Below are 22,125 nucleotides of genomic sequence, written 5' to 3' on the forward strand. Positions count from 1 at the left end.
CCCAATTCCGCCTTATTCGCCGAGCGCGTCTTCGAGCAAGGCGGCAAGCTGGGCAAGGTGCTTCGACATCAGGCCGGTCGCCGGCGACGCGGCCGCCGGGCGGCCGGTGTAGCGCACGCGTTGATGTTTGGCGTCGATATGCGCCAGCACCCATTCCAGATACGGATCGATGAACGACCAGGCGCCCATGTTCTTGGGCTCCTCCTGGCACCACACCATCTCCGCGTTGCGGAAGCGTGACAGCTCGGTGATCAGCGCCTTGGCCGGGAACGGATAGAGCTGTTCGACGCGCAGCAGATAGATGTCGTTGATGCCGCGCTTCTCGCGCTCCTCGTAGAGGTCGTAATAGACCTTGCCCGAGCACAGCACGACGCGGCGGATCTTCGAATCCTTGGTCAGCTTGATCGCCTGGTTCGGCAACAGCTGGGCATCGTCCCACAAAAGCCGGTGGAACGAGCTTTCGCCCGAGATTTCCGGCAGCGTCGACACCGCCCGCTTGTGGCGCAGCAGCGACTTCGGCGTCATCAGGATCAGCGGCTTGCGGAAGTCGCGCTTCAGCTGCCGGCGAAGGATGTGGAAGTAGTTGGCCGGCGTCGTGCAGTTGGCCACCTGCATGTTGTCTTCGGCGCAAAGCTGCAGGAAGCGCTCGAGACGTGCCGAGGAATGCTCTGGGCCCTGGCCTTCATAGCCATGCGGCAACAGGCAGACGAGGCCCGACATTCTGAGCCACTTGCGCTCGCCCGACGAGATGAACTGGTCGAACACCACCTGGGCGCCGTTGGCGAAGTCGCCGAACTGCGCTTCCCAGAGCGTCAGCGCCTTCGGCTCGGCCAGGCTGTAGCCATATTCGAACCCGAGCACCGCCTCTTCCGAGAGCATCGAGTTGATGACTTCGTAACCGGCCTGGGCAGCCGACAGATTGTTGAGCGGGATGTAGCGGGTCTCGTCGCGCTGGTCGTAGAGCACGGAATGACGCTGCGAGAAGGTACCGCGCTCGGAATCCTGCCCCGACAGGCGGATCGGATTGCCATCGAGCAGGATCGCGCCGAAAGCCAGCGCCTCCGCCGTCGACCAGTCGATGCCTTCGCCGGACTCGATCGCCTGACGCCGGTTCTCGAGGAAGCGGATGATCGTCTTGTGCGCCTCGAAATCCTTCGGCACCTCGGTCAGCTTCTTGCCGATTTCCTTCAGCGTCTTGACCGGCACGGCCGTCTTGCCGCGCCGCTGTTCGTCCTGGTTGTCGGCCGTGCGCAGGCCCGACCAGGCGCCGTCGAGCCAGTCAGCCTTGTTGGGCTTGTAGTGCTGGCCCACTTCCCACTCGGCTTCCAGATGCGCGCGCCAGTCGGCCTTGAGCTGGTCGAGTTCGGCCTGGCTGATATGGCCTTCTGCGATCAGCCGGTCGCCATAGATCTGCACCGTCGTCTTGTGGGTGCGGATGTTGCGGTACATCAGCGGCTGCGTGAAGGCTGGCTCGTCGCCCTCATTGTGGCCGAAGCGGCGGTAGCAGAACATGTCGACCACGACGGGCTTGTGGAACTTCATGCGGAATTCGATCGCCACCTTGGTGGCGTGCACCACGGCTTCCGGATCGTCGCCATTGACGTGGAAGATCGGCGCCTCGATCATCTTGGCGACGTCGGACGGATAGGGCGACGAACGCGAGAAGCGCGGATTGGTGGTGAAGCCGATCTGGTTGTTGATGATGAAATGCAGCGTGCCGGCGACGCGGTGTCCGCGCAGGCCCGACAGGCCGAGGATTTCGGCGATGACGCCTTGGCCGGCAAAGGCGGCGTCGCCATGCAGGAGCAGCGGCAGCACCTTGGCGCGCTCTTCCAGTGGCACGATCTCCTCGCGGCCGCGGCCGAACAGATAATCCTGCTTGGCGCGCGCCTTGCCCATCACGACGGGATCGACGATTTCCAGGTGCGAGGGGTTGGCGGTCAGCGACAAATGCACCTTGTTGCCGTCGAACTCGCGGTCCGACGAGGCGCCGAGATGGTACTTCACGTCGCCCGAGCCTTCGACCTCGTCGGGTGCGGCCGAGCCGCCCTTGAACTCGTGGAAGATGGCGCGGTGCGGCTTGGCCATCACTTGGCTGAGCACGTTGAGGCGGCCGCGATGGGCCATGCCGAGCACGATTTCCTTGAGGCCGAGCTGGCCGCCGCGCTTGACGATCTGCTCCAGCGCCGGGATCAGCGATTCACCGCCGTCGAGGCCGAACCGCTTGGTGCCCTTGTACTTGACGTCGATGAACTGCTCGAAGCCCTCGGCCTCGACCAGCTTCTGCAATATCGCCTTCTTACCGGTGGCGGTGAAGGAGATTTCCTTGTCGGCGCCTTCGATGCGGGCCTGGATCCAGGCCTTTTCCTCAGGGTCGGAAATATGCATGAACTCGACGCCCAGCGTCGAACAATAGGTGCGGGTCAGGATCTCCAGCATCTGCCGGATGGTGCCGAATTCCAGTCCCAGCACATTGTCGAGGAAGATAGGCCGGTCGTAATCGGCGTCGGTGAAGCCGTAATTCTCGGGCGAAAGTTCATTATAGTCCTCGAGCGGCTTGGCGATGCCGAGCGGGTCGAGATTGGCGTGCAGATGGCCGCGCATGCGATAGGCGCGGATCATCATGATGGCGCGCACCGAATCGCGCGTTGCCTGGTGGACGTCGGCGTCGGACGGCGCCACGCCGTTGACGACCGCCTTTTCCTTGACCTTCTTCTCCAGATGCTTCTCGACCAGGCCCCAATTGCCGTCGAGCGCCGAGACCAGCTCGCCATTGGCCTGCAGCGGCCAGGATGGCCTGGCCCAGGAGGCGCCCTTGGCGTTCTTGCGCACATCGCCGGCATCGTCCTTCAGACCGGCGAAGAACTCCTGCCACTCGGGATCGACAGAACCGGGATTATCCTCATAGGCGGCGTAGAGCGCGTCGATGTAATCGGCGTTGCCGCCATAGAGGAACGAGGTGAGCGAGAATTGGTCGTTGGCCTGATCTTGTCGTGCCATTTTGTCCGCGGAGCCCGGCTCCGTCTCCTTTCGAGGGGAATAGTGAGTAGTCAGTGGTGAGTAGAAAAACGAAATTCCTGCTCGGCTGCTACTCGCCTGATCTTCCCTTTTTCACTACTGACTACTGCCTACTCACTACTGCCTTAACCTTTGATCGCCTCGACCAGCGTCGTGCCCAGCCGCGCCGGCGATGGCGATACCTTGATGCCGGCCGATTCCATCGCGGCGATCTTGTCTTCCGCGCCGCCCTTGCCGCCGGAGATGACCGCGCCGGCGTGGCCCATGGTGCGGCCGGCGGGAGCGGTGCGCCCGGCGATAAAGCCGGCCATCGGCTTCTTGCGGCCGCGCTTGGCCTCGTCCTTGAGGAACTGCGCGGCGTCCTCTTCGGCCGAACCGCCGATCTCGCCGATCATGATGATCGACTTGGTCTCGTCGTCGGCCAGGAACATTTCGAGCATGTCGATGAACTCGGTGCCCTTGACCGGATCGCCGCCGATGCCGACGGCGGTGGTCTGGCCGAGGCCGACATTGGTGGTCTGGAACACAGCCTCATAGGTAAGTGTTCCCGAGCGCGAAACAACGCCGACCGAGCCCTTGCGGAAGATGTTTCCGGGCATGATGCCGATCTTGCATTCGTCCGGGGTGAGCACCCCGGGGCAGTTCGGCCCGATCAGCCGCGACCTCGAACGATCGAGCCGCGCCTTGACCTTGACCATGTCCATGACCGGGATGCCCTCGGTGATGCAGACGATGAGCGGGATCTCCGCCTCGATCGCCTCGATGATGGCTTCGCCCGCACCGGCCGGCGGCACGTAGATGACGGAGGCGTTGGCGCCCGTCTTTTCCTTGCCTTCGGCGACGGAGGCGAAGATCGGCAGGCTTTCGCCTTTCGAACCGGTCCAGGTCTCGCCGCCCTTCTTGGGATGGATGCCGCCCACCATCTTGGTGCCGTGATAGGCGAGCGCCTGTTCGGTGTGGAACGTGCCGGTCTTGCCGGTCAGGCCCTGCACCAGCACCTTGGTGTTCTTGTCGATAAGAATGGACATCGGAGCCCTTTTTAACCGTTGATCGGGGAAAGCGAGACGCGCCGGTAGACGCCGCTCACCATGTCTTGCCAGCCATCGCTGCCGGCGGGTTTGAACTGCAATCGCATGCGATAGGCGTCGGCATCGTTGAAAACATAGCTCACGCGCGCCGCGCCTCGCGGCGACGACCGCTCCAGCACCAGTTCGTCGCCATTCCATGCGCCCGTGGCGGGCGACATCGGCACGAACCCCATGGAATCGAATTGATGCATGGTGACGAGGCCGTTCTGCTGGTCGAAGCCGAACACATTGTGCGCGCCGAAGGAGATCGTGCCGTCGCGGCGCTGACGGTAGCGCTGCACCACGAACAGGCCGCCGAACTGCGCTTCCGCCGTCACTTCGGAGGTTGCCGCACCCTCATCGGCCCATTGCGTCGCCGCAATCTCCTCCTCGCCGCGCCACGCGCCGACCAGCGCCTGCAGGCGCTGGTGGTCGGCCGAGAGCGAGGAGAAGGAGGCCGCGTTCATCGCATCAGAGCCGCTTCAGGTCGGTGACGGTGAGGTCACTCTTGGCATTGCCGGTGTTGAGCGTCGTTGCCGGCTCGAACATCAGCACCACGGGCTCCGGTGTCAGCGAGCGCGGCCGGTGCTCGACGCCGCGCGGCACGACGATGAAATCACCCTCGCCAAGCTCGACATCGCCATCGCGGAAATCGATGGCGATGCGCCCGCGCAGCACGAGAAACGCTTCGTCCTCATGCTCATGCGCGTGCCAATCGAACATCTCGCCGAACTTGGCGACCTTGGCCTGGCTGTCATTGACATCGCCGGCGACATGCGGATCGAAGACCTTCTTAATCGTCCGATCCGCCACCTCGACGAGGTTTATCTTGCGCGGAGGCATGAGCTCAGCCCTTCACCGCCGCCACGATCTTCTTGGCCGCGTCGTCGAGGTCGTCGGCCGACACGACGTTGAGGCCGCTGTCGTTGATGATCTTCTTGCCAAGCTCGGCGTTGGTGCCTTCCAGACGCACCACCAACGGCACTTTCAGGCCGACCTCCTTGACCGCGGCGATGACGCCCTCGGCAATGATGTCGCACTTCATGATGCCGCCGAAAATGTTGATCAGTATGCCCTTCACCGCCGGGTCCTTGGTGATGATCTTGAAAGCCGCCGTCACCTTCTCCTTCGAAGCGCCGCCGCCGACGTCGAGGAAGTTGGCCGGCTCGGCGCCGTAGAGCTTGATGATGTCCATCGTCGCCATGGCAAGGCCGGCGCCGTTGACCATGCAGCCGATGTTGCCGTCGAGCGCGACATAGGCGAGGTCGTATTTCGACGCCTCGATTTCCTTCTCGTCCTCTTCGGTGGTGTCGCGCAGTTCCATCAGGTCGGGATGGCGGAACAGCGCGTTGTTGTCGAACGACACCTTGGCGTCGAGCACGCGCAGCCTGCCATTCTTCATGACGATCAGCGGATTGACCTCGAGCAGGCTCATGTCCTTCTCGACAAAGGCCTTGTAGAGGATCGGGAACAGCGTTCCACCGTCCTTGGCGGCATCGCCGTCGAGCTTCAGCGCGCCGTTGAGCGCCTTGACGTCGTCGGCCGTGACGCCCTTTTCCGGATCGATGGCGACGGTGATGATCTTTTCGGGCGTGTCATGCGCGACCGCCTCGATGTCCATGCCGCCCTCGGTCGAGACGACGAAGGCGATCCGACCGACGGAACGATCCACCAGGATCGACAGATAAAGCTCGCGCTCGATATCGGCGCCGTCCTCGATATAGAGCCGGTTGACCTGCTTGCCGGCCGGGCCGGTCTGCTTGGTCACCAGCGTGTGGCCGAGCATCTCGTTGGCATTGGCGACGACTTCCGCCGCCGACTTCGCCAGCCGCACGCCGCCCTTGGCGTCCGGTCCGAGCTCCTTGAACTTGCCCTTGCCGCGGCCGCCGGCATGGATCTGGCTCTTCACCACATAGAGCGGGCCGGGCAGCGCCTTGGCCGCGGCTTCCGCCTCGCTTGCCTTGAACACCGGCACGCCTTCGGCCACCGGCGCGCCAAACGACTTCAGCAGCGCCTTGCCTTGATATTCATGGATGTTCATGGGGATTGTCTCCAGATCAACGGCTGGGGTTTACTTCGAGGCGAGTTGCGGCGCGATCTTGACGCAGGCGTCGGTCAGGCCCTGCACGGTCGCTACCGAGGCGTCGAACATCTTCTGCTCGCTCTTGTTGAGATCGATTTCGATGATGCGCTCGACGCCGCCGGCGCCGATTACCACGGGAACGCCGACATAGGTGCCCTTGACGCCATACTGGCCGGAGAGATGCGCCGCGCAGGGCAGCACGCGCTTCTTGTCCTTGAGATAGGCTTCGGCCATCGAGATGGCCGAGGCGGCCGGCGCGTAATAGGCCGAGCCGGTCTTCAACAGGCCGACGATCTCGGCGCCGCCGTCACGGGTGCGCTGCACGATCTGGTCGAGCTTTTCCTTCGAGGTCCAGCCCATCTTGATTAGGTCGGGCAGCGGAATGCCGGAGACGGTGGAATAGCGGATCATCGGCACCATGGAATCGCCGTGGCCGCCGAGCACGAAGGCGGTGACGTCCTCGACCGAGACCTTGAATTCCTCGGCCAGGAAATAGCGGAAGCGCGAGCTATCCAGCACGCCGGCCATGCCGACGACATGGGTCTTGGGCAGGCCGGAAAACTTCTGCAGCGCCCATACCATGGCGTCGAGCGGGTTGGTGATGCAGATGACGAACGCCTTGGGCGCGTACTTCTTCAGCCCGGCGCCGACCTGCTCCATGACCTTGAGGTTGATGCCGAGCAGATCGTCGCGGCTCATGCCCGGCTTGCGCGGCACGCCTGCGGTGACGATGCAGACATCGGCGCCCTCGATGCCGGCATAGTCGTTGACGCCGGTCAGCCGGGAATCGAAGCCATCGACCGGCGACGATTGCGCGATATCGAGGCCCTTGCCCTGCGGGATGCCCTCGGCGATGTCGAACAGAACCACGTCGCCGAGGTCCTTGAGGCCGATCATGTGAGCCAGCGTGCCGCCGATCATGCCGGAGCCGATAAGCGCTATCTTGTTGCGTGCCATGTGAGGATGATTTCCCTTTGTCGATGACGGCGCCAACACGGCGTCGAGGAAGAGGCCGGAATGCTGCGGGGAACCGCTGATTTCGCCGCACCCAATAGCTCCGGCGCGCGATAAATTCAAACGATTATTTTCGACTCAGCATTTTCAATCGGTTAGAGTGTATGGGATTTACGTAAACGTCAAAATTTGTAAGCCGACTGGGGAGAAGTTACACAATGAATGTGAACATCCGAAGGCTCTATCCCGGAGATGACGCCCTTGTGATGCGGATCGCGCCGGATGTGTTTGACGAACCCGTCCGGCCTGACCGGCTGGCGGCCTACCTCGCCGCGCCGGGTCATTTCATGGTCGTGGCGTTCGCCGACGGCCTCGTCGTCGGGCAGTGTGCCGCCGTCATCCACCGCCATCCCGACAAGGTCAGCGAACTCTACATAGACGAGGTCGGCGTTTCCCCTGCCTTCCAACGCCAGGGTATCGCGCGCAAGATGCTGGATGCGATGTTCGAGATCGGCAAGCAGAACGGCTGCGAGGAGGCCTGGGTCGGCACCGAACCGGACAACGGCCCCGCCCGCGCGCTTTATGAGGCGCGCCAGGAGCCGCGTGAGGAGGCGGAAGCGTTCGTGATGTATGTTTATAAGCTTTGAGTGCTCGTGGAAGAAGGCATGGTATTCTGCGCCTGGCCGTCCGCCCTCGCCTTCCGCCGCTCCGCCCAATCCTCCAGCCAGTCGCGGCTCTGCATTTCGATCAGGCGCGATGCCGTGCGTTCGAATTCGAACACCTCGACGCCGCGCTTGGCCACATAGAGATGCTGCGGCGGGGCCTCGGCGCTCGCCACGAGGCGCGCATGATGGTCGTAAAGCGTATCGATCAGCAGGATGAAGCGCTTGGCCTCGTTGCGGCGGCCTTCGCCAAGCACCGGGATATGGTCGATGAAGATGGTCGAGAAACGATTGGCAATGGCCAGGAAATCGCGCGCGCCGAGAGGTTTTTCGCAGAGATCGGCGAAAGAGAAACGCGCGGCATCCCCTGCGGCGGACGGCACGACCACTTGCCGCCCCTTCAGCGCCAGCGATGTCGGGGCAGTCGGCGCTCCATGCGTCATCGCCTTCCAGGCTTCGTCCAGCGCCTGGTCGGCCGCAGCATCGGCGGGCGTAACATAGACCGGCGTGCGGGCGAGCTTCTCCAGCCGGTAGTCCTTGTCGCTGTCCAGTGACAGCACCTGCGCGTGGCGCTCGAGTATGGCGATGAACGGCAGGAAGAGCTGGCGGTTCAGCCCGTCACGATAGAGATTTTCCGGAGCGACATTCGAGGTGGCGACCAGCACGACGCCGCTGGCAAACAGCGCCGAGAACAGTCTGGACAGGATCATCGCATCGGCGATGTCGGTGACGGAGAATTCGTCGAAACACAGCACCCAGGCCTGCTCGGCCAGCGCCTTGGCCACCGGCGGGATCGGATCGTCTTCCCGGACAGTGCCTTCCTTGCGCGCCTGCCGGTGCTTCTGGATACGGTCCTGCACGTCGGCCATGAAATCGTTGAAGTGGACGCGGCGCTTGCGCCGGACCGGCAACAGCTCGAAGAACATGTCCATCAGCATGGTCTTGCCGCGGCCGACGCCGCCATGGATATAGAGGCCCCTGACCGCCTCATGCGTCTCGCGCTTGCGGGCAAACAGCCAGCCCAGCGCACTGGATTTGTGCGCCAGCCGCTTGGCCGAGATTTCCACGGTCAGCCGGTCGAGCGCGGCGGCGATCTCTTCCTGCGCCGCGTCTCGTTCAATCGCGCCTGATGCCACCAGGTGGTCGTAGCGCTGCCGGACGGTCGCATGGGTCTGGAGGCCGTCACGCAGATGCATCGGTCACGTCGTTTGTTCAGAACAGGAGGCCACGAGGACTAGATGTGTCGAGATTCAGGTCAGGCCGAGCCGAGAATGGTGGCTTTCGAGAACGGAGCGGAGCGTACTTAAAGTACGCGAGCGCCGGAAGCGCAGAAAGCCGCCGTTCGCAGGCCGGCATCACCTGGATATCGGCATATCTAGCCTATCTTGTAAGCGAGATCGGCTGCCCGTTGGAGGTCTGGCCGTCGAATTTCGAGCCGCCCGAGGAGTAGAGCCGCGCCAGCGAGCCGCCATTCTCGTCATAAAGCGTCAGCTGCTTGCCGGCGACGTTCCACGACTTGATGCCGTCGATCGGCGGCGGGCAATGCAGCGGCCCGGCACGGAAGCCGGCACCGAACTTGGTCTGCGGCGTCGCCACCTTGCAGCTCTGGCCCGAAACGCTGACGTTCCAGACACCGGCGACGGCTGCCGCGCTGACGTCCGCCGCGCCGGCCGGCGCCGTGCCGTCCGGCGGCAAGGAGGCCACTTGCGTGTTTGCCGGCGCGGTCGGGAACTGCGATGGATCGGTGGTGCCGGGCGCGGCCGGCGGCGGCAACTGATTCGAACTCACCTGGCCGGCCGGAGCCGGCTGCAGCGGTGCCGGCTGCTGGTCGTCCATCGACGAGAAGCGTGAGGTTGAGCAGCCGCTCGCAACGAGTGCAGCCAGGGATACGGCCACCAGGCCGCCTTTCGAAAAATTCATCACAACCTCCGTCGGATCCGGCTGGGGGGATGCCGTCCGCGCAATCTCACCTCCACCAAGATGGAGAAGGTGGCGAAATTTCAACCCGATATGGTTAAAATAGGGTTTGCGGCAAGATTGTTGCAAATTTATCGCAATCATTGCGCCAGGGCGGCACTCGGCACGAACACATATCCGTCCGGCCCGACAATATAGCACTCGCGCAACCCGTGCGGCTTGTCGATCGCGCCGGCGAGCACGATGTGGCCGTGGGCCAGTGCCGCCGCCTCGACAGCATCGGGATCGGCGCCATAGAGGCGCAATTCGATGCCGGCACCGCGTGTCTCGGCGCCCGCTATGACGCCGCTCATCGCATTGTCGAGATAGGAGTGGTCGGCGTGCAGCATGAACACCGACCCCAGAAGCTCGATCGCCGCGAAATCCTCGTCGGCATGGATGATGCGGGCACCGAGGACATCGCGGCAGAACGCTTCCATCGCCGCCATGTCGGATACCAGCAGATTGACGCCGACGCCGCGCGGCAGCGAGCGGCCGAAATCCTCGGCCTTCATCCATGGGGTCTTGGTCCGCTTCATCGCCATGGCATTGTCCCGGAATCACTGGCTCTGGCTCGAATGATGTCCCAGCGGGGTCAGAAGCGATAGAGCGGTTGCGAGAACGGTATCGGGCGACCCAGAAGGTTTGCGCAACGGCGGTCCAGTGCGAACGCCAGCCCGTGGCTTCGTAACAGCGCCGTCTTCCAGTCGCTGGCCGTTTCGAGCGCACGCAGGGCGTCCGCCGGCCGGCCGGCCGCGAGCATCAGGTCGGCGGCCACGATATGATCTTCGGAAGTTATCGCTCCACCAGCCTTCAGCCGACCAGCCAGTCCAACCCAAAGCTCCCAGGGAAATGTCGCCGCGAGCTGCGCGGGGCGGGATGGCGATTCCGCCGCGATGCCTTGCAGGAACGGTGTCAACGCCACCCGCGCCAAAGCCCTGTCGACGAACTCCTCGGCCGTTTCACCTTGCATTCCGGTGACTCCGAAGGTCACCAGAATGCCCTCGCGGCCAGAGTGCCCGAATATATAGTCGAGCCCGTCGACCATCGAGGCAATCAAGGCATCGGGATCGCCGACCGGGTCCAGTTGCTTTGCCGAAATCCGCGCATTGAGTCCGGCGGCAACGACGGTACCGACGCGCAGGTCGCCACTCTGGTTTACCGCCGTCAGCAATATCTCGGCCACGGGAGCATGGTTCACCAATTGCCCGATCGGCTGCAAAGCCCTCGCCATATCGTTCTGACGATAGACCGCCTGCACCTCCGCGGGCTGTTTCGAAATGTCGAAGGAAGGACGCAGGGCCGACGCGTACAATGCCTTGCGTATCATCTGCCCGCGGCTGTCCTTGTTCGGGAGCGCGGCCGGAGGAAGGCGATCGAGATACGACATGTAGTCCGCGAGACTGTCCTTGATAGCCAGCAGAGGCAGCGCCAGTGTCACAACACCGGCGTCTTGCGCTCGCTTGGCAAGGCGCGATTTTGCGTCGGCCTCGAGATCCGTCAGCGTCTGTGCGATCGCCGTCGCGGCGCTCGACGCATCGGCGGGATCCAAGGTCTGCAGGCGCGCCAGTTCGCCCAGCAGCCAGGTGCCGCCGTCCTCGGCGACAAGTGCGCGCAAGGCGGATTCACCAAGCTGGCCCACAACCGATTTCTTGTTGGGCGCCGGCTGCATCCCGGCAATGATGGCCGCCCGCTCGGCAGGTGTTGCGTAGGCCAGCCTGAGTTCGGCGATGCGCAGCGGCGGATGGCTGCGTTTTTCCAGACCCGACAGCAGCGCCGAGCCTTCGGTGTCGTTCAGGTTCCCATAGTGGATTTTGAGATAGGCGGCGTCGTCACCGTAACGGTCGCGCCAGAAATTCGGAAATGTCGCCGGTTCGGCAAGGAGAAAATCAGCGGCTGCCAGGATCGTTGGCGCGTAGCTGCAAGCGCCCGGCTGTGTCTGCGCGGATACCGCAGGCGGGATCGACACGAGCCCGAGAACCGCAAGAACCGCCAGCCAGCGCATGGTGCTTCCTCTCGATATGCCTGGTGATCCTACAGTAGAATTCAGATCCGGCACCAGAGTAAGAAACATCGGCCGGTTGCCCTTGAAGATCTCACCCGACACATCTCCCTGGCGCTTGGCCTGCCCCAAGCTTGCGCCGACGGGCGTTCGGCCTATCTCTGGGGAACGCAACCCGCCGGAGCCCGCAAAAGTGGCCGCCAGACACAAAGCCGCCAACCGCTACTACAGCGGTCCGCCCAGTGACCATTTCGACGGCACCCTGTTCTTCAATCCCGATGGCCGGATGCCCGGCCGCTTCACCGATCTCCTGAAATGGCAGTTCAGCGGCCAGCGTTCGAAATGGCCGCCTGCCAGCCCGAGCCCGTTCGCGCCGGCAAAGCCGGCCGCGACGGTCGATGGTGCCGATCTGACCGTGACCATGGTCGGCCATTCCACGCTGCTGATCCAGACCGCCGGGCTCAACATCCTCACCGATCCGGTGTGGTCCGAGCGCACCTCGCCGTTCTCCTTTGCCGGGCCCAGACGCGTCAACGCACCGGGCATCGCTTTCGGCGACCTGCCGCGAATAGACCTCGTCCTGGTCAGCCACAACCACTACGACCATCTCGATCTCGCCACGCTGAGAGAGTTGAAGGACAAGCACGATCCGCTTGTCATCACGCCGCTCGGCAACGACGCCATCATCGCCGCCGCGATACCGGGCATGCGGCTTTCGGCGCATGACTGGGGCGACAGGGTCCTGAGCAACGGCATCGCCATCCACGTCGAGCCCGCGCATCACTGGTCGGCGCGCGGGGCGCGCGACCGGCGCATGGCGCTTTGGGGCGGTTTCGTCATCGAGACACCGGGCGGGAAAATCTATTTCGCCGGCGACACCGGCTTCCACGACGGCATCAACTACCGGCTGATGGCGCAAAAGCATGGCGGCTTCCGTTTCGCCGTCCTGCCGATCGGCGCCTACGAGCCGCGCTGGTTCATGGCGCCGCAGCACCAGAACCCCGAAGAAGCGGTCCAGGGTATGTTGTTGTGCGGCGCCAGCTTTGCCGCCGGCTGCCACTGGGGCACGTTCCAGCTTACCGACGAGCCGTTCGACGAGCCGGCGCGAAAACTTGCCGAGGCGCTCGACGATCGCGGCGTCGCGCGTGAGCGCTTTCGCGCCTTGCAGCCCGGTGAAGTCTGGGATGTGCCACGCATTTGATGGCCTCGACGGCCAGAAGACCGTTTACGCTGCCGAGGTTTTCGCTGATGGTCGTCCGCGCAGAAGGATAGGGGAATCAGATGAAGTCGATCATGGCGGGTGTTTTGGCGCTGGCCGTCTCGGTACCGGCGGCTTTCGCGGGCGAGATCGGCGACCGCGCGGCCGAGGCCGAGAAACTTCTGCAGTCGGGTGACGGCCCCGCTGCGCTGGCGAAGTTCCAAAGCGCCGAGGAAGCGTTCTGGAAGGCGATGCCGCTTGCCGTGATGAACGTCAATCAGGTCGATAGCGCTTCCGGTTTCGGCATCTACAGCGAGCGTGCCAATCACGTTTACAAACCCGGCGAACAGGTCGTTCTCTACATGGAGCGGGTCGGCTACGGTTACGGCTCCGACGGGCTCGGCAACAGCTCGATAGCGCTCTCCGTCGACCTGACCGTCCTTTCCGAGGCCGGCGAAAAGCTTGGCACTTTCGAAAAGATCGGCCGCGTGCAGGTTGCCTCGCGGTCGCACAACCGCGAACTGTTCTTCAAGCTGGACCTTTCCCTGACCGGCCTGCCGCCCGGCAAATACCGGTGCGACTTCGTCATGCATGACGAGAATTCGAGCAAGACGGCGCCCTTCAGCACGGATGTCGAGATCGCCGGTTAGGGCGGTTCGCGGGCATGTCCGAGGGAGACGGCACCAGGATAATTCACCGCAGGACGCCGGAATCGGCCGCGATGCTGGCAAACGTCAAACGGGCGATGGCGATCACCGCCCGGCTCAATCGCTTGACGTTCGACGATGCGGATGAAGTCCGGGCCCTGTTCAGCCAGCTCGTCGGCCGGGAGGTGGACGCCAGCTTTCTGCTGATCCCGCCATTCTATACGGCCGGCGGCGACGAAATACGCGTCGGGCGCAACGTCTTCATCAATCAGAACTGCACTTTCTATGACCTCGGCGGCCTCGACATCGCCGACGACGTGATGATCGGCCCCAATGTCAGCATCATCACGACGGGCCATGCGCTCGACCCGTCGCAGCGCCGCACCACCATCGGAAAGCCCATCGTGATCGAGAGAAACGTCTGGATCGCGGCAGGCGCGACCATCATCGGCGGGGTGACGGTGGGCGAAAACGCGGTTGTGGCCGCGGGCGCGGTGGTCACCAGGAACGTTCCTCCAAATACCCTTGTCGGCGGAAATCCGGCCCGCGTCATCAGGCCGATCGGCGCCGGCTGAAACGACGCCCGCAAGGCGCCCGCGACCCTCGGGAACCCAAGCACGACAGCCGCGTTTTTCAACCGGTTCGAAATTCACCGGCTTGCGAGGCATCGCCATGATCAAATGGATCATCATTCTTCTCATCGTCGCCGCCGCGGCGAGCCTGCTCGGCATGCCGGCGCTGGCCGGAGCCGCGGCCACCGGCGCACGCGTCCTCATCGGCATCGTTCTGGTCATCTTCCTGCTGGTGGTGCTCGGCATCTTCGCCGTGACGTAAAACCGCTGCACACTGGTAATTGCCGCCCGTTTCCGCCATATAGCGCCGAACGGACACGGAATTTTCGGAGCAATGGCAGCGACTGCCCCCTTCGCCAAGATGAACGGCATCGGCAACGAGATCATCGTTGCCGACATGCGTGGCCGTGCGGATCGGGTGACGGCCGCGGCCGCCATCGCGCTCAACGCCGGCGCGGCGACCAAGTTCGACCAGATCATGGCCATCCATGACGCGCGAACCGAGGGCACCGCCTATTACGTCGACATCCTCAATTCCGACGGCTCGGGCGCGCAGGCCTGCGGCAATGGCATGCGCTGCGTCGTCCAGGCGCTGGCTGCGGAGACCGGGCAGAAGACTTTCACCTTCGAGACCCGCGCCGGCATCCTCAACGCCGTGGAACATGCCGATGGCACGATCTCGGTCGACATGGGCACGCCGCGCTTCGACTGGCAGGAGATTCCGCTGGCCGAGGAATTCCGCGACACCCGCATGATCGAACTGCAGATCGGCCCGATCGATGCGCCGGTGCTGCATTCGCCCTCGGCCGTCTCGATGGGCAACCCGCACGCCATTTTCTGGGTCGACAACGACGTCTGGAGCTATGAGCTCGACCGTTTCGGGCCGCTGCTGGAGAACCATCCGATCTTTCCCGAGCGCGCCAACATCACCATCGCGCAGGTAACCTCGCCCGACTCGATGATTATCCGCACGTGGGAACGTGGCGCGGGCCTCACCAAGGCTTGCGGCACCGCCTCCTGCGCGGCTGTCGTTGCGGCGGCGCGCACCAGGCGCACGGGCCGCAGCGTCAACCTCTTGACCCCGGGCGGCGGCACGCTGCATGTCGAGTGGCTGGATAACGACCACGTCATCCTGACCGGCGCGGCCGAATGGGAGTTTTCCGGCAGCTTCGATCCCGCGACGGGAGACTGGGCCCGCGACACCGAAAGCGCGGCCTGATGTCGGCTCTTGCCAAGGACGTGGGCGAGGCGAAGCAAGCCAGCCGCATCGACGTGGTGACCTTCGGCTGCCGCCTCAACACCTATGAATCAGAGGTAATGCGGCGCGAGGCCGAGAGCGCCGGTCTCGGCGCGCTAACCGGCGGCGCCGTCATCTTCAACACCTGTGCGGTCACCGGCGAGGCGGTGCGCCAGGCCAGGCAGGCTATCCGCAAGGCGCGCCGCGACAACCCGGCCGCGCGCATCATCGTCACCGGCTGCGCCGCGCAGACCGAGCCCGAGAAATTCGCCGCCATGGACGAGGTCGACCTCGTGCTCGGCAACGAGGAAAAGCTCAAGGCCAATTCCTACCGCGCGCTGCCGGATTTTGGCGTCAACGACACCGAGAAGGCGCGCGTCAACGACATCTTCTCGGTGCGCGAGACGGCCGGCCACATGGTCGACGCCATCGAGGGCCGGGCGCGTGCCTTCGTGCAGGTGCAGAACGGCTGCGACCACCGCTGCACCTTCTGCATCATCCCCTACGGCCGCGGCAATTCGCGCTCGGTGCCGATGGGCGCCGTGGTCGAGCAGGTCAAGCGGCTGGCCGGCAATGGCTATGCCGAGATCGTGCTGACAGGCGTCGACATGACCAGTTTCGGCGCCGACCTGCCGGGCACGCCGAAGCTTGGCAAACTCGTGAAAACCATCCTGAGACAGGTGCCCGACGTGAGGCGGCTGCGCCTCTCCTCCATCGATTCGATCGAGGCCGACGACGATCTGCTCGACGCCATCGCCACCGAACCGCGGTTGATGCCGCATCTGCATCTGTCGCTGCAGTCTGGCGACGACATGATCCTGAAGCGCATGAAGCGCCGGCACAGCCGAGACCAGTCGATCCGCTTTTGCGAGGATGTGCGCAAGCTGCGTCCTGAAATCGTCTTCGGCGCCGATATCATCGCCGGCTTCCCGACCGAGACCGACGCCATGTTCGAGAACTCGGAAAAGATCGTCGCCGAGTGTGGCCTGACCCATCTCCACGTCTTCCCGTTTTCACCGCGCGAAGGCACGCCCGCCGCCCGCATGCCGCAGGTGCGCCGCGAGCTGGTCAAACAGCGCGCCGCCCGGTTGCGTGCCGCCGGCGAAGCCGCCTATGTCAGGCATCTGTCGTCGCTCGCCGGCAGCCGCCAATCGATCCTGATCGAGCGCGACGGCCTTGGACGGACCGAAGGGTTCACCCTTGCCGCACTCGGCGCCGGCGCGCCGGGAGAGATCGTCGAGGCCGAAATATCGGGCCATGACGGCGCCAGGCTGATCGCCGCCCCCCTTGCCGCCCGCGCCGCCTGAGAACGCAAAAAGCATGGCTGGTTTTTTCAAGAAGATATTTTCATTCGGCAAGAAAGAGGTCGTCGAGGAGCGCGTCGACGAGACGGCCCCGCTGCCGCCGATCAAATGGGACCAGCTCGATGCACTGAAGCCGGCCGCCGAGCAGGTCGTGCCCGAGTTTCTGAAGCGCGACGAACCGCTGCCCGAACCCGACCTTGGGCCGGCGCCGGTAGTCGAGGCTGAAGCAGCGCCGGCCCTTTACCCTCCCCTCGACGGGCAGGGTGGTCGCCAAGCGACCGAGGGGGGTGACAGCGCCGACGCCGCCGACGCTAGCGCCAATCACCCCGGAGCTTCGCTCGGGACCTCCCCCATCGAAGGGGAGGTAAGGGACACGCCGCAGCCTGTTCCCGAGGAACCCAAGCCCGAGCCCGCTCCGACCATTCCGCCGGCGCCGGAGCCGATTGTTCCTGCCGAGCCGGAACCGCTGCCGGAGCCCGCCCCTGTCGAGGAGCCGGCTCCCGAGCCTGCGCCCGCTCCACCGCCGGCGCCCGAGGAAGTCCCGGCACCGCCGACCGTCCCCGAGCCCGTGCCGGAATCGAAGCCGCACGACGTCCCACCGCCGCCGGCCGAACCCGAAATCGTTCCGTCGCGTCCGCAAGAACAGCCGGAACCCGCACCGGTCGAGGTGCCAACGCCACCGGTCGAGGTTCCAGTGGAGACGCCGGCGCCGATGGAGGTGCCACCTGTTGCACCGGTGGAAGCACCGCCCACGCAGGCCCCGGTACAGCCAAGTTCCAAAGTTGGCGCCGCCCCTCATCCGCCTGCCGGCACCTTCTCCCCGTATAGTGACGGGAAGAAGGAAGAAGCACCACAGCCCAGGCCCGCGCCATCAGCCGGCAAGGTCACGGTCGCCAAAAAGGTCGAGCAGAAGGCCGACGAGCAAAAGGCCCCGGAGCCTGCGCCGCGGCGCTCCTGGTTCCAGCGCATGCGCGACGGGCTCGCCCGGTCCTCGCGCGAGCTGACCGGCAACATTGCCGGCGTCTTCACCAAGCGCAAGCTGGACGAGGAGACGCTGCAGGACCTCGAGGACGTGCTGATCCGCGCCGATCTCGGCGTCGAAACGGCGCTGCGCGTCACCGATTCCCTGGCCTCCAGCCGCTACGGCAAGGATGTGTCCGATTCGGAGGTCCGCGCCGTCATGGCCGCCGAGGTGGAGAAGGTGCTGGCCCCGGTCGCAAAACCGCTCGAGCTCGACCTCTCGCACAAGCCGCATGTCATCCTGGTGGTCGGCGTCAACGGCACCGGCAAGACCACGACCATCGGCAAGCTCGCCGCCAAGCTGACCGATGGCGGCCTGTCGGTGATGCTGGCCGCCGGCGACACCTTCCGCGCCGCCGCGATCGAGCAGCTCAAGATCTGGGGCGAACGCACGAAATCGCCTGTCGTCGCCTCCAAGCTCGGCGCCGATGCCGCCGGCCTTGCCTATGATGCCTTCGAGAAGGCGAAGGAGGCAGGCTCCGACGTGCTGATCATCGACACCGCCGGCCGCCTGCAGAACAAGACCGAACTGATGGCGGAGCTGGAAAAGATCGTGCGCGTGCTGGGCAAGCTCGACCCGGAAGCGCCGCACACCGTGCTGCAGACGGTCGATGCCACCACCGGCCAGAATGCGCTCAACCAGGTCGAGATCTTCCGCAACATCGCCGGCGTCAACGGTCTTGTCATGACCAAGCTGGACGGCACGGCGCGCGGCGGTATTCTGGTGGCGATCGCGGCAAAGCACAGATTGCCGGTCTATTTCATCGGCGTCGGCGAACAGGTCGACGACCTCGAACCTTTCTCGGCCAGCGAATTCGCCAGGGCGATCGCTGGAGTGGCATAACGGCATGACGCCGGAAAGGCCCGGGCCTTGCCGGTCATGCGTAAGAAGGAAACCATGAACCCACCCATTCTCGAACGCGATCCGTCAGACCCGCAGAAAGAGAAGAAGGAAGGCGTCAATCCCGTGCTCAAGCTGGTGCTGGAGCTCGGACCGTTGCTGGTCTTCTTCTTCGCCAACGCACGCGGCGAATGGCTGACACAGAAATTTCCCGTCCTGGCTGAATTCGGCGGCCCGATCTTCGTCGCCACCGGCCTGTTCATGGCCGCCACCGCGATCGCGCTGATCGCCTCATGGCTGCTGACCCGCACCCTGCCGATCATGCCGATGGTGTCGGGCGTCGTCGTCTTCATCTTCGGCGCGCTGACGCTCTATCTGCAGGATGACATCTTCATCAAGATGAAGCCGACCATCGTCAACACACTGTTCGGCGGCGTGCTGCTCGGCGGCCTGTTCTTCGGCCGCTCGCTGCTCGGCTATGTCTTCGAGTCCGCCTTCAAGCTCGATGCCGAGGGCTGGCGCAAGCTCACCTTCCGCTGGGGCCTGTTCTTCCTGTTCCTGGCCATCGTCAACGAGATTGTCTGGCGCAATTTTTCCACCGATGCCTGGGTTACCTTCAAGGTCTGGGGCATCATGCCGATCACGCTTCTGTTCACCTTCAGCCAGATGCCGCTGATCCTGCGCCATTCGCTGGACGAGAAGGCCGGCGGAGAAGAGAAGGCCGGCAAATAGGCCTGCGAATAGGGGGAGAGCCATGGACTTCATCACCACGCACGCGGCGCTGCGGACGATCTACAAGACGCCGCGTCCGACCGATGGCTCGATCCGCAAGGAATTGAAGGCGCTCGACGGCCATTGCCGCTCCTTCATCGGCAAGAGCCCCTTCGTGCTGATCGGCTCCTCCGACGGCGACGGCAATGCCGACGTTACTCCGAAGGGCGACAAGCCCGGCTTCGCCGCCATTATCGACGAGAAGACCATCGCCATTCCCGACCGGCCCGGCAACAACCGGCTGGACACGCTGGAGAACATCATCCGCAATCCCTCGGTCGGGCTGCTTTTCCTCATCCCCGGCATGAACGAGACGCTGCGCGTCAATGGCGATGCCCGCATCACCGTCGACCCGACCTTGCGCGAGCGGCTCGCCGTCGACGGCAAGGAGCCGCTCAGCGTCATCGTGGTCGCCGTCAAGGCCGCCTACATGCATTGCGCCAAGGCCTTCATGCGCTCTGATTTGTGGAAACCCGACAGCTGGTATGATCGCGCCACACTGCCGACGCTCGGCCAGATCCTGCGCGACCAGTTGGCGCTGGCCGATTCCGCCGAGGCGACCGACCGCTGGCTGGACGACGAATACAAACAGACGATGTGGTAGCCTTCCCGGACGACTCACTCTTTCGCCCGGTTCTCTCCCTTGATCGAAATCGTCGCCATATCAGGCAGCCTGCGCGCCGCCTCGACCAACTCCGCGCTGGTGGCGGCGCTGGCCACGAACGTGCCTGCGGACTGTCGCGTAACCATCTATGACGGGCTCGGCCTGCTGCCGATATTCAACCCCGACGATGAGGGCGAGCGTACGCCACCCGAAGCCGCACGGCTGATCGATGCAGTCACCAGCGCCGGCGGCGTCATCGTTTCTTGTCCGGAGTATGCCCATGGCGTGCCGGGCGGGTTGAAGAACGCGCTCGACTGGCTGGTGTCCCGCGACGCCGCCGTCGCCAAGCCGGCGATGCTGGTCCACGCCTCGCCGCGCTCGCTGTTTGCCCGCGCAGCACTTGCCGAGATCATGCGGACGATGTCGTTTTCGCTTTACGAGGGCGAGCTGGAAATTGCGCTGCTGGGGAAGAAGCCGGCAGAGGTCGAGGCGATTTTGGGCGAGGATGCGAACCGGCAGGCAATGCGGGAAGCCGTGCAGGCCTTCGCGGATTTCATCCGCCGGCAAACATGAGGTCGTCATCCTAGGGCGGAGCAAGGAGCGCAGCGACGCGGCGCAGACCCTAGGATCCATGCCGTGGCGCTAAAGCGTTGCAACGATAACAGAATTATGCACCGCCGCATCCTACGTCGAAGTCACGGAATGGATCCTCGGGTCAAGCCCGAGGATGACGAAGGAGAGGGGAGCGCCCGTGCCTCAACGTGCGCCGAAGTTACCCCTTCCGCAGCGTCTCGACATCGGTCTTGCCGACATACCAGTCGCGGGCGTTGACCTCCTCGAAGACCACCCAGACATCGTCATTGCCGAGCCCGGTGGCTTCCATGATGGCCGAGGTCACCTTTTTGGCGATGTCAGCCTTCTTGCCGGCCGGATCGGCGGCGATCACTTCCTTGACGATGCGGATGTTGACGAATGGCATGACGCCCTCCCCTGGGATTTGCTGGTTTGCGAAACGAGGCTGCTTGGAAATCCGCTCCGGCGACGCGCCTGGCGGCGGCTCGCAAGGTCGTGGCGCGGCGGGCGCCGCGGCCAGCCGCATAAACGCCAGCAGCGGCCGCCAGAGAAGGATTTCGAGCAGGCTCAATAGGTCTTGGCTCCGTTCACCATCAACCGGACGCTGTAGAGCGAGGTGGTGCCGGCGATGTAGAGGCAGTTCAGCTTGGCGCCGCCGAAGACGCAATTGGCGGTCACCTCCGGCACCTTGACCTTGCCGATCAGCGTCCCGTCGGGATCATAGCAATGAATGCCGTCGGCCGCGCTTGTCCAGATGCGCCCGTCGGCATCGAGCCGGAAGCCGTCGAACAGGCCTGCCGTGCAATCGGCGAACACCTTGCCGCCCGACACCTTCTTGCCGTGCTTGCCGACATTGAACACCCGCATATGCGCCGGATTTTGCGCGCCATGGGTACGGCCGGTGTCGACGACGTAGAGCAGGCTTTCATCAACCGAAAAGGCAAGCCCGTTCGGCCTGACCATGTCGGTGATGACGGCCTCGATCTCGCCGCTGTCGGGATCGATCCGGTAGACATGGCAGGCGCCGATCTCGCTCTCGGCCTTGTCGCCTTCATAGTCGGTGTCGATGCCGTAGGTCGGGTCGGTGAACCAGATCGAGCCGTCCGACCTCACCACCACGTCGTTGGGCGAGTTCAGCGGCTTGCCTTTCCATTTGGCGGCAAGCGTGGTGACCGAGCCGTCATGTTCGGTGCGGCTGACGCGGCGGCCCGAATGCTCGCAGGTGACCAGCCGGCCCTGACGGTCGACGGTGTTGCCGTTGGAATTGCCCGAAGGCTGCCGGAAGACGCTGACGCTGCCGTCGGTCTCGTCATAGCGCAGCATGCGGTTGTTGGGGATGTCGGACCACACGACATAACGCCCGGCGGCGAACCAGGCGGGCCCTTCCGCCCATCGGCAACCGGTGAACAGCTTGTCCACCTGGGCGTTGCCGTTGAACAGGCGCGCGAAGCGCGGATCGAGAACTTCATAATAATCTGCGGCCGCCATGCATATCCTCCAGGCATCACGTGACGCCGGATCAAGCCAGCCCGCGATCGATCTGGCAAGACGGAGCCTTCGCAATTTGTATGACAAAACGGCGAGCACGACCGCCCGGCCAGGTCCGGACCGCGACT

Annotated in this window: 23 protein-coding genes; 11 read left to right on the forward strand and 12 right to left on the reverse strand. The window is 64.2% G+C overall.

Annotated elements, in window-relative coordinates; translation table 11 throughout:
* Window positions 1-12: 12 nt before the first annotated feature.
* The 6 genes from FJ967_RS26685 to mdh form a co-directional block, all read right to left on the reverse strand.
* Window positions 13-3,000 (reverse strand): 2-oxoglutarate dehydrogenase E1 component, encoded by a 2,988-nt coding sequence (locus FJ967_RS26685; RefSeq protein ID WP_140735301.1) that lies wholly within the window; start codon window positions 2,998-3,000, stop codon window positions 13-15.
* 143 nt (window positions 3,001-3,143) lie between these two features.
* Entirely contained in the window at window positions 3,144-4,046 is a 903-nt protein-coding gene (sucD, locus tag FJ967_RS26690) for a succinate--CoA ligase subunit alpha (RefSeq protein WP_140735302.1), read from the reverse strand.
* Window positions 4,047-4,057: 11 nt separating this feature from the next.
* Window positions 4,058-4,552 carry a DUF1579 family protein gene (locus FJ967_RS26695; protein WP_140735303.1) on the reverse strand — a complete coding sequence of 165 codons (495 nt, stop codon included), beginning with the start codon at window positions 4,550-4,552 and terminating at the stop codon, window positions 4,058-4,060.
* A 4-nt stretch (window positions 4,553-4,556) separates the two neighbouring features.
* A complete protein-coding gene (locus FJ967_RS26700; RefSeq protein WP_140735304.1) occupies window positions 4,557-4,928 on the reverse strand; it encodes a cupin domain-containing protein in 372 nt (123 codons plus the stop codon).
* Between the two features lie 4 nt (window positions 4,929-4,932).
* A complete protein-coding gene (sucC, locus tag FJ967_RS26705) occupies window positions 4,933-6,126 on the reverse strand; it encodes an ADP-forming succinate--CoA ligase subunit beta (protein ID WP_140735305.1) in 1,194 nt (397 codons plus the stop codon).
* Between the two features lie 30 nt (window positions 6,127-6,156).
* Entirely contained in the window at window positions 6,157-7,125 is a 969-nt protein-coding gene (gene mdh, locus FJ967_RS26710) for a malate dehydrogenase (protein WP_127276270.1), read from the reverse strand.
* Between the two features lie 215 nt (window positions 7,126-7,340).
* Between mdh and FJ967_RS26715 the strand changes: the two genes are divergently transcribed.
* Window positions 7,341-7,769 (forward strand): GNAT family N-acetyltransferase, encoded by a 429-nt coding sequence (locus FJ967_RS26715; RefSeq protein ID WP_140735306.1) that lies wholly within the window; start codon window positions 7,341-7,343, stop codon window positions 7,767-7,769.
* On the opposite strand, the gene zapE is transcribed toward FJ967_RS26715, so the two are convergent.
* The 4 genes from zapE to FJ967_RS26735 form a co-directional block, all read right to left on the reverse strand.
* Complete coding sequence (gene zapE / locus FJ967_RS26720; RefSeq protein ID WP_140735307.1) at window positions 7,757-8,980, reverse strand: cell division protein ZapE; 1,224 nt, start codon at window positions 8,978-8,980, stop codon at window positions 7,757-7,759. The two genes, FJ967_RS26715 and zapE, sit on opposite strands and share 13 nt — an antisense overlap.
* A gap of 184 nt (window positions 8,981-9,164) precedes the next feature.
* Window positions 9,165-9,704, reverse strand: coding sequence for an AprI/Inh family metalloprotease inhibitor (locus FJ967_RS26725; protein ID WP_140735308.1), 540 nt, complete (start codon window positions 9,702-9,704; stop codon window positions 9,165-9,167).
* Window positions 9,705-9,841: 137 nt separating this feature from the next.
* The gene (locus tag FJ967_RS26730; RefSeq protein ID WP_140735309.1) at window positions 9,842-10,285 is read right to left on the reverse strand and encodes a hypothetical protein; all 444 of its coding nucleotides are present in this window, start codon (window positions 10,283-10,285) and stop codon (window positions 9,842-9,844) included.
* Window positions 10,286-10,335: 50 nt separating this feature from the next.
* Window positions 10,336-11,745 carry a hypothetical protein gene (locus tag FJ967_RS26735; RefSeq protein WP_140735310.1) on the reverse strand — a complete coding sequence of 470 codons (1,410 nt, stop codon included), beginning with the start codon at window positions 11,743-11,745 and terminating at the stop codon, window positions 10,336-10,338.
* 190 nt (window positions 11,746-11,935) lie between these two features.
* Here FJ967_RS26735 and FJ967_RS26740 point away from each other — a divergent pair, with 190 nt between their 5' ends.
* From FJ967_RS26740 to FJ967_RS26785, 10 genes are all read left to right on the forward strand, one after another.
* Window positions 11,936-12,943 carry an MBL fold metallo-hydrolase gene (locus FJ967_RS26740; protein ID WP_140735311.1) on the forward strand — a complete coding sequence of 336 codons (1,008 nt, stop codon included), beginning with the start codon at window positions 11,936-11,938 and terminating at the stop codon, window positions 12,941-12,943.
* Window positions 12,944-13,023: 80 nt separating this feature from the next.
* Window positions 13,024-13,590: a hypothetical protein gene (locus FJ967_RS26745; protein WP_140735312.1), complete on the forward strand. Its 567-nt coding sequence runs from the start codon at window positions 13,024-13,026 to the stop codon at window positions 13,588-13,590.
* 71 nt (window positions 13,591-13,661) lie between these two features.
* Window positions 13,662-14,162 (forward strand): DapH/DapD/GlmU-related protein, encoded by a 501-nt coding sequence (locus FJ967_RS26750; protein ID WP_246675394.1) that lies wholly within the window; start codon window positions 13,662-13,664, stop codon window positions 14,160-14,162.
* Window positions 14,163-14,259: 97 nt separating this feature from the next.
* The gene (locus FJ967_RS26755; RefSeq protein ID WP_027059387.1) at window positions 14,260-14,421 is read left to right on the forward strand and encodes a DUF1328 family protein; all 162 of its coding nucleotides are present in this window, start codon (window positions 14,260-14,262) and stop codon (window positions 14,419-14,421) included.
* A 72-nt stretch (window positions 14,422-14,493) separates the two neighbouring features.
* Window positions 14,494-15,378: a diaminopimelate epimerase gene (dapF, locus tag FJ967_RS26760; RefSeq protein ID WP_140735314.1), complete on the forward strand. Its 885-nt coding sequence runs from the start codon at window positions 14,494-14,496 to the stop codon at window positions 15,376-15,378.
* A complete protein-coding gene (mtaB, locus tag FJ967_RS26765) occupies window positions 15,378-16,703 on the forward strand; it encodes a tRNA (N(6)-L-threonylcarbamoyladenosine(37)-C(2))-methylthiotransferase MtaB (RefSeq protein WP_140735315.1) in 1,326 nt (441 codons plus the stop codon). The genes dapF and mtaB overlap by 1 nt, the downstream gene beginning before the upstream one ends.
* 13 nt (window positions 16,704-16,716) lie before the next feature.
* A complete protein-coding gene (gene ftsY / locus FJ967_RS26770) occupies window positions 16,717-18,564 on the forward strand; it encodes a signal recognition particle-docking protein FtsY (protein ID WP_140735316.1) in 1,848 nt (615 codons plus the stop codon).
* 54 nt (window positions 18,565-18,618) lie between these two features.
* Window positions 18,619-19,293, forward strand: a complete 675-nt coding sequence (locus FJ967_RS26775; RefSeq protein ID WP_140735317.1) for a septation protein A — start codon at window positions 18,619-18,621, stop codon at window positions 19,291-19,293.
* Between the two features lie 22 nt (window positions 19,294-19,315).
* Window positions 19,316-19,936 (forward strand): pyridoxamine 5'-phosphate oxidase family protein, encoded by a 621-nt coding sequence (locus FJ967_RS26780; protein ID WP_140735318.1) that lies wholly within the window; start codon window positions 19,316-19,318, stop codon window positions 19,934-19,936.
* 39 nt (window positions 19,937-19,975) lie between these two features.
* On the forward strand, window positions 19,976-20,509 hold the full coding sequence (locus tag FJ967_RS26785) for an NADPH-dependent FMN reductase (protein WP_140735319.1): 534 nt from the start codon (window positions 19,976-19,978) through the stop codon (window positions 20,507-20,509).
* Window positions 20,510-20,708: 199 nt separating this feature from the next.
* On the opposite strand, the gene FJ967_RS26790 is transcribed toward FJ967_RS26785, so the two are convergent.
* A complete protein-coding gene (locus FJ967_RS26790; RefSeq protein ID WP_140735320.1) occupies window positions 20,709-20,915 on the reverse strand; it encodes a 4-oxalocrotonate tautomerase family protein in 207 nt (68 codons plus the stop codon).
* A 161-nt stretch (window positions 20,916-21,076) separates the two neighbouring features.
* Window positions 21,077-21,997, reverse strand: a complete 921-nt coding sequence (locus FJ967_RS26795; RefSeq protein ID WP_140735321.1) for an SMP-30/gluconolactonase/LRE family protein — start codon at window positions 21,995-21,997, stop codon at window positions 21,077-21,079.
* Window positions 21,998-22,125 lie beyond the last annotated feature (128 nt).

The organism is Mesorhizobium sp. B2-3-4 (genome assembly GCF_006442315.1).
Taxonomy (GTDB): Bacteria; Pseudomonadota; Alphaproteobacteria; order Rhizobiales; family Rhizobiaceae; genus Mesorhizobium.